A 13,764-nucleotide genomic window follows, 5' to 3' on the forward strand; every position below is an offset into this window, starting at 1 on the left:
AAAAAAAACAGCGGCCGGTGACGCCTGCGCGCCACCGGCCTGGTAAGGCAGGCCAGTCAGCCCTGATCAGGCCAGTTGTTTTCTGGCAAAGCTCACGGCATCGGCCAGCGCGATCTTCTGCATCTCGCCACCGGCACGGGCCACGTATTCAACAAGGCCATCCGCCAGACCCTTGTCGCCAATGGTAATGCGGTGCGGAATGCCAATGAGTTCCATATCGGCAAACATGGAGCCCGGGCGCTCGTTGCGATCGTCCAGCAGCACGTCCACGCCTGCGGCCTTCAGATCAGCGTAGAGCTGGTCCGCAGCGGCCTTGACGGCTTCCGAACGGTGATAACCCACGGCCACCACGGCGATGGCAAACGGTGCCATGGCTTGTGTGAAGATAATGCCGCGCTCGTCGTAGTTCTGCTCAATGGCGGCGGCCACAATGCGCGATACGCCAATCCCGTAGCAGCCCATTTCAAAGAACTTCGGCTGGCCATCTTCCGCCACGTACGTGGCGTTCATGGCTTCAGAGTACTTGGTGCGCAGCTGGAAGATATGGCCAACTTCGATACCGCGGCACAGTTCCAGTTTGCCATTGCCATCCGGCGACGGATCACCCGACACCACGTTGCGGATATCGGCCACCACGTTGGGTTCCGGCAGATCGCGGCCAAAGTTCACGCCGGCAATGTGGAACTTGGGTTTGTTGGCGCCGCAGACAAAGTCGCTCATCACGGCGACGGAGCGGTCTGCCACCACGAGGATATCGGCATCGATCCCGACCGGGCCAAGGAACCCCGGCGGGCAGTTGAAGCGCGCGCGGATTTCTTCTTCCGTGGCAAAGCGGAACTCGCCCACGCCTTCTACCTTGCCCAGTTTGACTTCGTTCAGCGAGTGATCGCCGCGCAACAGCGCCACGATAAACTTGCCGTCGTTGTTCACCAGCGCAATCAGCTTCACTGTGCGCTCAATGCCAATGCCCATCAGTTCAGCCACGGCTTCACAGGTGGTCTGTTTGGGGGTGTCGATATCGCGCAGGGCTTCTGCAGCGCCAGCACGCGGGGTGGCCGGGGCCAGCGCTTCTGCCAGTTCGACGTTGGCGGCGTAATCGGATTCGGGCGCGTAGGCCAGGATGTCTTCGCCGGCATCGGCCAGCACCTGGAATTCATGGCTGCCATCGCCACCAATGGCACCGGTATCGGCGGCCACGGCGCGGAACTTCAGACCCAGGCGGGTAAACACGTTGGAGTACGCGGTATACATCTTGCCGTAAGACACTTGCAGGCCGGCAAAATCAGCGTCGAACGAGTACGCGTCTTTCATCACGAATTCACGCGCGCGCATCACGCCAAAACGCGGGCGGATTTCGTCGCGGAACTTCACCTGCACCTGGTACATGTTCACCGGCAGTTGCTTGTAGGAGCGCAGCTCGGAACGGGCGATATCGGTGATGACTTCTTCGTGCGTCGGGCCGAAGCAGAAATCGCGCTCGTGGCGATCCTTAATCTTGAGCATCTGCGGGCCAAACAACGCCCAGCGGCCGGTTTCCTGCCACAGTTCAGCCGGCTGGATGGTCGGCATCAGCAACTCTTGCGCGCCGGCGGCGTTCATTTCGTCGCGCACAATCTCTTCTACCTTGCGCAATACGCGCATGCCCAGCGGCATCCAGGTATACAGGCCCGAGCCAAGCTTCTTGATCAGCCCGGCGCGCACCATCAACTTGTGCGAAGTCAGTTCGGCCTCGGAAGGCGCTTCTTTCAGGGTGTTGAGATAAAGCTGGGAGGTACGCATTGTGGGTCGGTCTGTAGGGAATCTGCAAACCGCCAATTGTAGCGTGAAGGGCGTGCGGCGTGTGGGCCGGCGAGAGGGCTACGGGCCGCCGCTATTTCTTGCCCCATCCCGGGCTGCGCCGGGAGGGCGGGCTCAGCGCAGCGGCAACCCGGCTATACGTTAACGCATCACTTCTTCATGCATTCGCCCAGGGCCGCAATCACGGCATCGGCAATCTTGTTCCGTGTCGTGATCAGATCCAGCTTTTTTGCTTCGTCCCGGTTCACGATCACGCCAGACTCCAGCAACAGCGCAGGCATGGTGGTGGCGCGCAGGACCACAAAGTCTGCGGTGTACACGCCGTTGGCTTCATCCGCCCACTCGCGCCCTTCGCCTTCAATTTTCTCGGCGTGGCTGGCGTTCACCTCAAAGCCTTGCGCTTTCATCTGGCCGCCCAGCGCTTTGGCGCAGGCCAGACTCTTGCTGTATTGCGGGTTGATCTTGCTCACAAAAACAGAGAAACCGTGGCTGCGATCGGCGTATTTCTGCTTCTGGCCATCTACTTCCCATTCCTGCAGGAACTGCGGCTGGGTGGAGTCGTGATGCAAAGAGACAAAGACATCGGCGCCTTCTGCAGCCTTGGCGCGTTTTTGCAGATCCTTGCTCTGGCCGTCGTCACCGATCAACCGCACCGTGTAGCCGGCCGCCAGCAAGCGCTCGGTCAGAACATCGGCCAGCTTGCTGTTGTAGGTGAATTCGGTGACGCCATAGGCACTGGTCGCACCTGGCGCGTCCAGATAGTGGCCGACATCCACGGCCACAGTCAGCGGTCGCGGCTTGCCCATGGCCAGCGGTGCGGCAGCCACGCCAACCAGCGCCAGCGCGGCAAGGAGCTTGTTCATTATTCGTTTCCTGGTGCCGCCGGCGCAGCAGCAGCCAGTTGGGCGCGGCGCGCAGCAATTTTGCCACGCAACAGGTTCATCATGACGGTGTCACGCAGCCAGATCAGCACAAACAGCCAGACCAGCAACACAGCCATATAAGGGAAAGAATTATTGGTCACTTGCGGTGCCACGGCATGCAGCACCGGGTTGATGCCGAACTGCACCGAGACCAGCACGGCCAGCAAGAGCACCACTGTAGAAATCAGCCGCTCTTTGACGAAGGTACCGCGCAACAAAACGCGTTGTTCCCAGCGGGTCAGCCCTTGCAGTTCGGGCACATCATCGGGGCGGAAATAAAAAGCCATGCTGTTGCATCCATCAAGATCACTTTATGAGCGCGCCAGTGTCGCCCGACAGGCGCCAAAAATCAAGGAAGCCGCAAGACGTTTGCCATGCTGCGCAGTCAGGTTATGATGCCTGCGCAGTCTGCAGGAATAACCGATAAAACAAACGGATAGACCACAAACACTGGATGGTCGCCGGTTCATGATGGATGGATCGAGACATGAAGTACTGCATTCCCGCCTTGCCTTGCTTGTTGATGTTGTTGATTGCGCCCGCCCGGGCAGAGCTGACCGGCGCCCAGACAAGTGACCTGAGCCTGAGTCTCTTCAATGATGTAGTCATGCCAGCCCAGCGCGCGCTGGCCGACAATACCGCCCAACTGGCCAGCAGCATGAATGCGCTATGCGCCAGACCCAACGACACCACGCTGGCCGCCGCCCAAAGCGCGTGGAAAAACACCAGCAACACCTGGAACCGCATTGCGCCGCTGCGCCTTGGCCCCAATCGCCAGCGCGACGTCATGCTGACATTCGAAGCTGCCGCGGTTGACGACGCGCTGCTTAAAAAAACCGTGTCCACCACACCGGATGACCCGGTCTCGCCCAAATCCGTGTTTGAGTCTGCCCACTTGCCCGCTGGTGCCAGTGGCCTGCCGGCGCTGGAAAAACTGCTGTTCGCTGACAGCAAGGCCCCGCCGCTGCCCGCCCTGCAAAAAGGCAAAAGCTGCCAGTTTGGCCGCTGGGTTGCCGGTGGCATGGCCCGACGCGGCCAGACGCTGATTTTTGAGTGGAACTCTATGGCCGAGGGCATGAAATACAACCCGGCCTATCACACGCCCTTTCTGACCGAAGCCCTCAAGAACGCTGCCGTGGGGGCCCGCACCATTGCCACGCACCAGCTTGCCGCTGGCGAGGTATCGCCCCTGCCGGACTTTTTCCCTGGCTGGCGCGCCGGAACCAGCAAGGCCGATGTCACCGCCGGTATCGACGGTATCGAATACGTCTTGCTGGGCTCGCCGTCAGGCATGGGGTTTGACGACATGCTGATCGCGCATGACCGGCAAGACATTGTGGACGGGCTGAAAGAAAGACTGATCAACACCCGGCTTGCCCTCACCGCCCTGCCGGGCAACTACGCCAGCCAGCCTGGCGCCAGCCGCGGCGAAATTGTCATCCTGCAACGGCGCCTGAATGAGCTGGCTGACTATATCGAAGGCCCGATGACCGACGCGATGGGTGTACCGTTCAAGAAATAAACCACACCCGCAACAGCAAAACCCGTGGTCGGCGCTGACGCGGGTTTTGCTGTTGCCATGGATGTACCGGGCTTTTGGCCGCGCAGTGGCAGCGCGGCCAGCCGGCCATCAGCCTTTTCCGTCCAGCAACGTCCCGCCCCAGCCCCAGTTCTCTTCCGGGGTTTCATCAAAATTCACAATCACGTATTGCCTGGGCTTGTTGGCCACCCGCCCCATGGTGTCGGTGATCTCGTCCACGATCTGCTTTTTCTGCTCACGGGAAAGCTCGCCTGCGATCTTGATGTTGATAAACGGCATGATCTGGCTCCGTTCAAGGCACTGAAGAAGGATTTCCGACTGGCGCGCAACACTGTCTTACCAATGCGTGCCACTTGTCATCCGATCGTCACAATCGGCTTGTAAGCTCGCCCACTTACTGAAAATAAGCAAAGGCTTAAACGTCATGTCACCGCGCGCGCTCTTCCTGGTACTCTCACTGGTGACCGCCACTGCGCACGCCGCCCGCCCGGAAATTGTCATGGGTGTGCTGGCCAGCCGTGGCGTGGAAGAAGCCGAAGCAGACTGGCAACCCATCGTGGACGATCTGTCGGCTGCCACCGGCCAGAACGTCAGACTGGTTGCACTCAAGACCGAGCAGGAACTCCTGAGCGAGTTCGGCCAGAACCATATCCAGATTGCCCGTCTGGGCACGCAGGCAGCACTGACCAGCGTAGAGCAAAAACAGGGGCAAATCTTTGCCCGTCTGGCGCTCACCGGTGGAGTGTCGGAGTTCCGCTCGGTATTGCTGACCCGCAAAGACGGCCCGGCTTCGCTTGATGACGTGCTGCGCGAACCCAGACACTGGCGCTACGCCACGGGCACCAAGGATTCCACCGCCAACTATCTGATCCCGCAGTACTACGCCTTTGCCAAGAACAACGTGCTGGTCACGCAGTTTTTCAGCCAGATCAGCAACGGCCCCAGCGAGGACAATTTCCGCGCGCTGGTCGAACGCCGGGCAGACGTGGCCTCGATCAACAGTGATGACCTGGAAAAACTGCACGACAAATACCCGCGTGACTATCAGCAATTGCGCGTGATCTGGGAATCGCCCGCGTTCTCTTATGACCCGCTGATCATGCGCAAGGATCTGGCGCCGGCCATGCAGCAGAAAGTCAGTCAGTTCTTCCTGAACTATGGCCGCAAGGGCGCCAACGCCACGCACGAAAAAGAAAAGCTGTATTACGCCGATGAACTGTCGGGTTTCCTGCCTTCCAGCAACCGCCAGTTGCGTGAGGTCACGGACTTGCAGCTGTTCTACGCCTTGTTCCAGTTGGCTCTGGACAAAAACAGCAGCGCGACGGCCTCGGCGCAAAAAGAGAAAGCGCTGTATCGCCGTTATAACGATCTTGTGGTGGTGCTGGGCGGCGCACGCTAGGCAAAGCACCCCACCGCCCGCCAACAGGCCCTGACCGGGCCTGTTTTGTTTTATGGCCGGATGTCGCAGCCGCATGGGCAAATTGCGGCCAGAATGGCAAAATCGCCCCCCGTGACCGACGACATCCATACTTTCTCGCCCATTGGCCATTTGCGCACGCCGTTTGCCGACAAGTTCGGCATTCCGCGCCAGCCCAGCCTGGCCCCGCATGCCATTGCTACGCTGCAATTGCTGCCGCCTTTTGATCGCCCGGAAGCCGTGCGCGGGCTGGAAGACTTCAGCCACGTCTGGCTGACGTTTGTGTTCCATCAGACCGCCGGCCAGTGGAGCCCCACCGTGCGCCCGCCGCGTCTGGGCGGCAATCAGCGCATGGGCGTGTTTGCCACGCGCTCGCCCTTCCGGCCCAATCCGCTGGGTTTGTCGCTGGTGGAGCTGGCCAGCGTCGACACCACCGACAAAGTCACCCTGACTTTTCGCGGCGTCGATCTGGTCGATGGCACACCGATCCTGGATATCAAACCGTATATTCCCTACGTCGAAAGCCGGCCGGATGCGCGCAGCGGCTTTGTCGGCGGAGCGCCGGAACGGCTGGCCGTGACGTTCAGCCCCACCGCGCTGGCGCAGTGTGCAAAATGCCAGGCCAGCCATCCGCACCTGGCTGAACTGATTACCGAAGTGCTTGCCCAAGACCCGCGCCCGGCTTATGCCGATGATCCGCAACGGGTTTATGGCATCCGCCTGTACCACTTTGATGTGAAATGGCGCTGCGATGGCCGCAGTGCTTTTGTTGAATCGCTGGATACCCCATGAAACGCTCGCAGTTCCTGTCTTTGCCCGCCTTGATCGCCACCGCAGTGCTGTTGGGCGCATGTTCGGCCAACCCGCCTACCCCTGTTGCCGCCACGCCGACGCCCGCGCCCTTGCCGCCGTCGCCGCCGGTCAAGGTCAAAGTCGGGCTGGCCCTGGGTGGGGGCGCCGCCAAGGGCTTTGCGCATATCGGGGTGATCAAGATGCTGGAAGCCAACGGCATCGTGCCCGATGAAGTCTCTGGCACCAGCGCCGGCAGCGTGGTGGGCAGCTTGTACGCCAGCGGCATGGATGCCTTCGCCCTGCAGGAACGCGCGTTCTCATTGGATCAATCGTCCGTGCGCGATGTCAGCCTGTTGTCTGGCGGGCTGGTCAAAGGCCAGAAGCTGCAGGACTACGTGAACCAGCTTGTTGCCAACCGGCCGATTGAAAAACTCAACAAGCCGTTTGCCGCCGTCGCCACCGAAATCGAGACCGGTAACCGCACCGTGTTTGTGCGTGGCAATACCGGCCAGGCCGTCCGTGCCTCCAGCAGCGTGCCGGGCGTGTTCGAACCCGTGGCCATTGGCAGCAAGCATTATGTCGATGGCGGCGTGGTCAGCCCGGTGCCGGTGGACGCCGCGCGCCAGTTGGGCGCCGACTTTGTGATCGCAGTGGATATCTCGGCCAAGGCCAACGGCAAGAACCCGGCCGGGCTGGTGAGCATTGTCACGCAGTCCATCGCCATCATGGGTCAGAAGCTGGGCGAGCAAGAACTGACCCGCGCCGATATCGTGATCCGTCCCAAGGTTGGCCAGATTGGCCCGACCGATTTTGACCAGAAAAACCAGGCCATTCTGGAAGGCGAACGCGCCGCGCTGGCCGCCATGCCAGAGATCAAAAAGAAGCTGGAAGAAAAGCGCCAGCAGATGATCGCCAGGCAGTTGAACTCGGTCCGCGCCACGCAACTGGTGCATCCGGCAAGCTGATTCGGGCCGCACCGGCTTTGCGCCAGGCCGGTGCCGATGACGTCCTGATTTGGGTTTTTGCCGTAAAGCCGCTACAGTAGCGCCAAACAGAACGAGCGTTCTCACCTTAGTCCATGGATTTTGCGCAACTCCAACCCGCTCTCAAATCAAAACTGCTCAAGCTGGGCCTGACGCGCCCGTTTGATCTGGTCCTGCATTTGCCGCTGCGTTATGAGGACGAAACCCAACTCGTCCCTATCAACGAATCCGGCTTTGGCGGCGGCCCGGTGCTGGTGGAAGGCGAAGTCCACAGTTGCGATGTCCAGTTCCGCCCGCGCCGGCAACTGGTAGCCCGCGTGGTCGACGACACCGGCGTGCTGGTTGTGCGCCTGATCCACTTCTACCCCAGCGCCGCCAAACAGCTTGAAGTGGGCAAGCGCGTGCGTTTGTATGGCGAGGTGCGTCACGGTTTCTGGGGCGATGAGATGGTCCACCCCAAAATCCGCAGCGTGACGGATCGCACCCGTCTGAATGAAGTGCTCACGCCGGTTTACTCCACCACAGCCGGGCTGGCGCAACACCAGATCACCAAGCTGGTTCACCAGGCGTTGTCGGGTTGCAGCCTGACAGACACCCTGCCCGCGGCGATGACCGAGCCACTGGGCTTGCCGGATTTTCGCAGCAGCGTGTTGTTGCTGCATAACCCGACAACCGATATCCCCAACATCCAGCTGACTGAACGCACGCACCCGGCGTGGCGACGGCTCAAGTTTGATGAACTGCTGGCCCAGCAACTGAGCCTGCGCATGGCGCGTGCCGAGCGGCGCGAGAAAGATGCGCCGGTGATTAACCCGCCGGGCGAACTGGCGCGGCGCTTGCTGGCCAGCCTGCCCTTTGGCCTGACCGGCGCGCAGCAGAAAGTGCTGGCCGAAATCAATCACGATCTGGCCCAGCCACACCCCATGCAACGCTTGCTGCAAGGCGATGTCGGCGCCGGTAAAACCATCGTCGCCGCGCTGGCCGCCTGCCAGGCTATGGAATGCGGCTACCAGGTGGCGCTGCTGGCGCCGACTGAAATCCTGGCTGAGCAACATTACCGCAAACTGGCAACCTGGCTGGAGCCGCTGGGCATTCGCGTCGCCTGGCTGGCGGGTAGCCTCAAAGCCAAGGCCAAGCGCGAGGCGCTGGAAGACGCCGCGCTGGGCACTGCACCGTTGATTGTCGGCACGCATGCGCTGTTCCAGAACCAGGTGACATTTGCCAACCTGGGGCTGGCCATTGTCGATGAACAACACCGCTTTGGCGTGGCGCAGCGCTTGGCCCTGCGCGAGAAAGGCCAGAGCCCGCACCAGTTGATGATGTCCGCCACGCCGATCCCGCGCACGCTGGCGATGAGTTTTTACGCCGATCTGGACGTGAGCGTGATCGACGAACTGCCCCCGGGCCGCACGCCGATCGTCACCAAACTGATTTCGGATGCCCGGCGCGACGAAGTGATCACCCGCATTGCCGCCAAGGTGGAAGAAGGCCGCCAGGTGTACTGGGTGTGCCCGCTGATTGAAGAATCAGAGGCCCTGCAACTGCAAACCGCCGTGGATACCCATGCGCAGCTCACGCTGGAACTGAACGGCATTGCGGTCGGGCTGGTGCACGGGCGCATGAAGCCCGATGAAAAAGCGGCGGTGATGGCGCAGTTCCTGACCAACGACATTCAGGTGCTGGTTGCCACCACGGTGATCGAAGTCGGCGTGGATGTGCCCAACGCCAGCCTGATGGTGATCGAACACGCCGAGCGCATGGGGCTGGCGCAATTGCACCAGTTGCGGGGCCGCGTAGGCCGGGGCGCGCATGCTTCTTTGTGCGTGTTGCTGTATACCGGGCCGTTGTCGGAAAACGCCAAGTCACGCCTGCGCGTGATTTACGAGAACACCGACGGTTTCGAGATTGCCCGCCAGGATATGGACTTGCGCGGGCCGGGTGAACTGGCCGGCGTACGGCAATCGGGCGTGCCCATGCTGCGCTTTGCCGATCTGGAACGGGATGCCGACTTGCTGGATGCCGCGCGTGAAGTGGCAGAAACCTTGCTGGCCGGCCAGCGCCAGACGGCCCTTGCCCACCTGGAAAGATGGCTGCCGGGCCGGGAAGCCTTGCTCAAGGTCTGACCGACCGTTCGTCGATCCGGCTGGCCCTCCCTGTCAACTCCTGCAATCCTCTGAAGTTGAAATGCTGTGTTGCATCAATGGTTTAAGGAGGAAAGACCTTGGCCAATGCGCCGGTTTCACCGCTCTCTTCCAGCTTTGCGTCGTCGCCCATCATGGCCAACAGCGTACGCAGCACCCTGGCTGCTGACGCGACTGACCAGCATGGCGGCGGCAACCCCAACCAGGCCCGCGCGGAGCTGGAAGCAGCCCTGCTGCGCGCGCATCCGGATGGTGGCGGCCACCACGGCGAAGGCGGTCAGGGCGATGCGCACGCCCCGGAACGACCGCCGCCTGAAGCGGAATACGCACAAAACCAGGATGAAGCCACTTCCACCGCCTCTGAACCCGCTTCTGGCGGCTCCCCTTACCACCATCTGATCGTCGAACCCGACGGTGCCCGCTCCGTGATCTTTGGCCGCCGCAAGATCAACCTGCGCAAAGGCCGCACTCCCGAAGAAACCCTGCGCACCGCGCGTATCATCATGGCAACCTCGCTGGCGCCGGAAAGCCCGTCAGCAGAAGAACTCTCTGCCGCCGAAGACGCGCAAAAGCTGGAAGACGAAGCCATGGAAGAGATCAACGCGCGCCAGACCCTGGCGGCACGCCAGCTCAGCGCCTACCAGCCGCCGGACTTGCCCGCAGTGTCTGACTTTGAAGAAACCGCCTGAGCTTTACGCTACAGCAAGATGGCCAGCAGCAAGGGCAACAGCAGCGACGTCAGCAAGCCGTTAAGCCCCATCGCCAGCCCGGCAAATGCGCCTGCGGTTTCAGATACCTGAAACGCGCGTGCCGTACCAATACCATGCCCCGCCACGCCGACCGCCACGCCCGCAATGCGGTCATCATCAATGCGCAGCCAGCGCAGCAAAGGCACCAGCAAGATGGCGGCGATAATCCCGGTCACGATCACGATCCCGGCCGTCAGCGACGGCAAGCCACCCGCCCGCGCCGACAGGGCCATGGCGATCGGCGTGGTGACAGATTTGGGCGCAAACGACAACAGCACCGGCATCGACAAACCCAGCCAGCGGCCCAGCAGCACGGCACTGGCAATGCCGGTGACGCTACCCACGGCCACGGCCAGCAGCAACGGCCCGGCAATCGCTTTCATGCGCTGGATATTGATATAGAGCGGAATCGCCAACGCCACGGTCGCGGGCGCCAGCAAGAAGTGAATGAGTTTGGCCTGGGCAAAATACGTGGCATACGGCACCTGCAAAGCCAAGAGGGTGACGATCACCAGCACGATGCCGACCAGTACCGGATTGAGCAGCGCAAAACGGCCCGACTTCAGATACAGATAATCGGCCAGCAGGAAGGCCGCGCAGGTCAGCGCCAGCCAGGTCGCCGGGAAGTTCTGCAGACTCTGCCACGCGCTCACGCTGCGTCATCCTTGTGCGCGGGCCGGCGCTTGAGCAACCAGGCCAGTGTCAGCGCGGTGACCAGCAAGGTCACCAGGGTAGAGAGCACCAGCACCGCGACCATGGCCCCGCCCTGTTCCCGCAACAGGCCAGAGAGTTCCATGACGCCCGCGCCAGCCGGCAGGAAGAACAGCCCCAGATAGCGCAACAGGCCGGTGGCGGCCTGTGCGGTGCGCGCATCGGCGCCTTTGCGGATCAGGCACCAGATGAGCAGCAGTACCATGCCGGAAACGGTGCCCGGCAAGGGCAGATGGAGAAAATCACTCGCGGCCTCGCCAGCCACGAGAAAACCCAGAATGACCGCCAGCCCGTACAGCACGGCGGCCCGGGCTCAGGCAGCCAGCGGGGTGGAGGCTTCTGCTTCGCGGCGGCGGGCCGCTTCAGCAGCACGACGATCCAGCGCGGCCTTGCCGGCAACCAGCAGACCCAGCCCGATAAACGCGCCCGGCGGCAGAATCATGAACAGGAACTGGTAGTTCAGGTCGGCCGGAATGACGTGGATCACCCAGGATTTGGCCGAAGCACCAAATACCAGATCAATGCCGGAGAGCAGCGTGCCCTTGCCCAGCACTTCACGGATACCGCCCAGGATCGCCAGCACCACGGTGCCGCCAATGCCCATCATGAAGCCGTCCAGGCCGGACTGGATCACGCCGTTCTTGCTGGCAAACGCTTCTGCGCGTGCCAGCACAATGCAGTTGGTCACGATCAGCGGAATGAAAATGCCCAGCACGTTGTAAAGCGCGTGCATGTAGGCATTCATGGCCAGTTGAACGATGGTCACCACGGCCGCAATGATCAGGATGTAGATCGGGTTGCGCAGCTCGTTGGGCACAAACTGGCGCAGCAGCGCCACCGCCGCGCCCGAGCAGGCCATCACCAGCGCAGTGGCGATCCCGAGGCTGGCGCCGTTGACCACAGAGGTAGTCATCGCCAGCGTCGGACACATGCCCAGAATCTGCACGACACCGGGGTTCTGCTTCCACACGCCGTTATGGCTGATGTCGCGGACTTCCTGGCGGCTAATCATCATGATGCATCTCCAAACAGACCCGCTTTGTGCGCGTCTACGTAAACCAGTGTCTTGCCCAGCGCTTTGACCACGGCACGCGGGCTGATGGTGGCGCCGGCATGGCTGTCAAAATCGCCACCGTCTTTCTTTACTTTCCAGCGCTCCAGCGCCGGGTTACCCAGGCCTTTCCCCTTGAACTGGTCAATCCAGTTAGAGATCGCAGCATCGATATAGTCGCCCAGGCCCGGGGTTTCTTTATGATCAACCACCCGTACGCCCAGAATCTGGCCGTTGGGCGCTACGCCCACCAGCAGCTTGATCTTGCCGGCGTAGCCATCCGGCGCGGTGGCTTCAATCACTGCCCCAACCGTCTTGCCGGATTTCTTGGCCAGGTAAATGGCAGAAGCATCATCGTTGCCCAGCGCTTTGGCATCGGCCTTGGACACCATCTGCTTATCGGCCAGCAGGTTGTTGTCATAAGAACCTGCGGGCAAGACCTGCGCAATCAAGGCACGCTCGGCATCTGCCTGGTTTTTGGCAACAATATCTTTGGTCAGCGCGTAGGTTCCGGCCATCAGCGCGGTAAACACAAACGAGAATGCCAGCAGGGTCAGCGCGCCACGCACGCCATTGGCCACCATGGTTTTCATGATTGCGCCCCTGCTTTCTTCTGTTGGCCCTTGCGGCCAAACACCGCCGGCTGCGTGTACTGGTCAATGAACGGGGCGGCCAGGTTCATGATCAGTACCGCAAACGCCACCCCGTCCGGATAACCACCGAAGACGCGGATCAGATAAGTCAGCAGACCAATCAGCGCGGCAAAGATCACGCGGCCCAGCGGCGTAGTCGGGCCGGTTACCGGATCGGTCACAATGAAGAACGCGCCCAGCATGGCCGCACCACTGAACCAGTGGAACAGCGGCGAGGTGTAATGCGCCGGATCAACCAGATGGAAGATTCCCGCCACGCCACCCAGCACGGCCAGAAAGGTCACCGGAATCTGCCACGGGATCAGTTTTTGCCACAGCAGATACAGACCGCCCAGCAAGTACGCGGCGGTGATCCACTCGGTGCCAATACCGCCAATGGAACCAAACAGTGGCGACTGGAAAATATGGCTCATGCTGGCGTGCTGCATGAGTTGTGTCTTGACGGTATCCAGCGGCGTGGCCGAGGCAATGGCGTCAAAGGCCAGCCCTGCCGGCAGGTGGCCGGTGAAAATCCAGGACAACTGGGCAGACCAGTCCAGGCTTTGCGGCAACACGCCAAACGGCGCGGCCCAGCGCGACATCTGCGCCGGGAACGACACGATCATGATGGCAAAGCCGACCATGGCCGGGTTGAAAGTGTTCTGACCCAGACCGCCGTACATATGTTTGGCCAGCGCAATCGACAACACTGCCGCCACCACAATCATCCACCACGGGGCCAGCGGCGGGAACGACAGCGCCATCAGCCACGCCGTGACAATGGCCGAGCCATCGGTCACAAACGGCTTGATCGGGTAATTGCGCAGCTTCAGGCAGAACGCCTCGGTGACCAGCGCGGCGATGGTCGCCAGCGTGATCTGCACCAGCACGCCAATGCCAAACGAATACGTATAGACGGCAATCGCCGGCACCAGCGCCAGCGCGACCTTGAACATCACCACTTGCAGTGGCGTGGGTTTGATAAAGAACGGAGACGTGTTCATCGGTATTGGTTTTGTTGTGACTGG

Annotated in this window: 15 protein-coding genes; 6 read left to right on the forward strand and 9 right to left on the reverse strand. The window is 61.4% G+C overall.

Annotation, left to right across the window (positions count from 1 at the left end; translation table 11 throughout):
• Positions 1-66: 66 nt before the first annotated feature.
• The 3 genes from IEX57_RS11250 to IEX57_RS11260 all read right to left on the reverse strand — a co-directional run bounded on the left by IEX57_RS11250 (position 67) and on the right by IEX57_RS11260 (position 3,007).
• Positions 67-1,779 (reverse strand): proline--tRNA ligase, encoded by a 1,713-nt coding sequence (locus IEX57_RS11250; protein WP_188704403.1) that lies wholly within the window; start codon positions 1,777-1,779, stop codon positions 67-69.
• A gap of 167 nt (positions 1,780-1,946) precedes the next feature.
• Positions 1,947-2,660 (reverse strand): N-acetylmuramoyl-L-alanine amidase, encoded by a 714-nt coding sequence (locus IEX57_RS11255; RefSeq protein WP_188704404.1) that lies wholly within the window; start codon positions 2,658-2,660, stop codon positions 1,947-1,949.
• The gene (locus tag IEX57_RS11260) at positions 2,660-3,007 is read right to left on the reverse strand and encodes a hypothetical protein (protein ID WP_188704405.1); all 348 of its coding nucleotides are present in this window, start codon (positions 3,005-3,007) and stop codon (positions 2,660-2,662) included. The genes IEX57_RS11255 and IEX57_RS11260 overlap by 1 nt, the downstream gene beginning before the upstream one ends.
• A gap of 200 nt (positions 3,008-3,207) precedes the next feature.
• Between IEX57_RS11260 and IEX57_RS11265 the strand changes: the two genes are divergently transcribed.
• On the forward strand, positions 3,208-4,242 hold the full coding sequence (locus IEX57_RS11265) for an imelysin family protein (protein ID WP_188704406.1): 1,035 nt from the start codon (positions 3,208-3,210) through the stop codon (positions 4,240-4,242).
• 108 nt (positions 4,243-4,350) lie between these two features.
• On the opposite strand, the gene IEX57_RS11270 is transcribed toward IEX57_RS11265, so the two are convergent.
• Complete coding sequence (locus tag IEX57_RS11270; protein WP_188704407.1) at positions 4,351-4,539, reverse strand: tautomerase family protein; 189 nt, start codon at positions 4,537-4,539, stop codon at positions 4,351-4,353.
• Positions 4,540-4,684: 145 nt separating this feature from the next.
• On the opposite strand from IEX57_RS11270, the gene phnD reads away from it, so the two are divergent.
• From phnD to IEX57_RS11295, 5 genes are all read left to right on the forward strand, one after another.
• A complete protein-coding gene (gene phnD, locus IEX57_RS11275) occupies positions 4,685-5,659 on the forward strand; it encodes a phosphate/phosphite/phosphonate ABC transporter substrate-binding protein (protein ID WP_188704408.1) in 975 nt (324 codons plus the stop codon).
• A gap of 93 nt (positions 5,660-5,752) precedes the next feature.
• Complete coding sequence (tsaA, locus tag IEX57_RS11280) at positions 5,753-6,469, forward strand: tRNA (N6-threonylcarbamoyladenosine(37)-N6)-methyltransferase TrmO (protein WP_188704409.1); 717 nt, start codon at positions 5,753-5,755, stop codon at positions 6,467-6,469.
• A complete protein-coding gene (locus IEX57_RS11285) occupies positions 6,466-7,434 on the forward strand; it encodes a patatin-like phospholipase family protein (RefSeq protein WP_188704410.1) in 969 nt (322 codons plus the stop codon). Before tsaA ends, IEX57_RS11285 begins: the two co-directional genes overlap by 4 nt.
• Positions 7,435-7,547: 113 nt before the next feature.
• Positions 7,548-9,575: an ATP-dependent DNA helicase RecG gene (gene recG / locus IEX57_RS11290; protein WP_188704411.1), complete on the forward strand. Its 2,028-nt coding sequence runs from the start codon at positions 7,548-7,550 to the stop codon at positions 9,573-9,575.
• A gap of 98 nt (positions 9,576-9,673) precedes the next feature.
• Positions 9,674-10,282 carry a hypothetical protein gene (locus tag IEX57_RS11295; RefSeq protein WP_188704412.1) on the forward strand — a complete coding sequence of 203 codons (609 nt, stop codon included), beginning with the start codon at positions 9,674-9,676 and terminating at the stop codon, positions 10,280-10,282.
• A gap of 8 nt (positions 10,283-10,290) precedes the next feature.
• Here IEX57_RS11295 and IEX57_RS11300 read toward each other — a convergent pair whose 3' ends face one another.
• From IEX57_RS11300 to IEX57_RS11320, 5 genes are read right to left on the reverse strand one after another with little or no spacing between them, the layout of a single operon-like run.
• Entirely contained in the window at positions 10,291-10,995 is a 705-nt protein-coding gene (locus IEX57_RS11300; RefSeq protein WP_188704413.1) for an LrgB family protein, read from the reverse strand.
• Positions 10,992-11,354 (reverse strand): CidA/LrgA family protein, encoded by a 363-nt coding sequence (locus tag IEX57_RS11305; RefSeq protein WP_188704414.1) that lies wholly within the window; start codon positions 11,352-11,354, stop codon positions 10,992-10,994. Before IEX57_RS11305 ends, IEX57_RS11300 begins: the two co-directional genes overlap by 4 nt.
• Positions 11,355-11,366: 12 nt before the next feature.
• Positions 11,367-12,068 carry an electron transport complex subunit E gene (locus IEX57_RS11310; RefSeq protein WP_229708973.1) on the reverse strand — a complete coding sequence of 234 codons (702 nt, stop codon included), beginning with the start codon at positions 12,066-12,068 and terminating at the stop codon, positions 11,367-11,369.
• The gene (rsxG, locus tag IEX57_RS11315) at positions 12,065-12,697 is read right to left on the reverse strand and encodes an electron transport complex subunit RsxG (protein WP_188704415.1); all 633 of its coding nucleotides are present in this window, start codon (positions 12,695-12,697) and stop codon (positions 12,065-12,067) included. Before rsxG ends, IEX57_RS11310 begins: the two co-directional genes overlap by 4 nt.
• Entirely contained in the window at positions 12,694-13,740 is a 1,047-nt protein-coding gene (locus IEX57_RS11320; RefSeq protein WP_188704416.1) for an RnfABCDGE type electron transport complex subunit D, read from the reverse strand. Before IEX57_RS11320 ends, rsxG begins: the two co-directional genes overlap by 4 nt.
• Between the last annotated feature and the right edge of the window lie 24 nt (positions 13,741-13,764).

Origin of the sequence: Silvimonas iriomotensis (genome assembly GCF_014645535.1) — a bacterium.
Taxonomy (GTDB): Bacteria; Pseudomonadota; Gammaproteobacteria; order Burkholderiales; family Chitinibacteraceae; genus Silvimonas; species Silvimonas iriomotensis.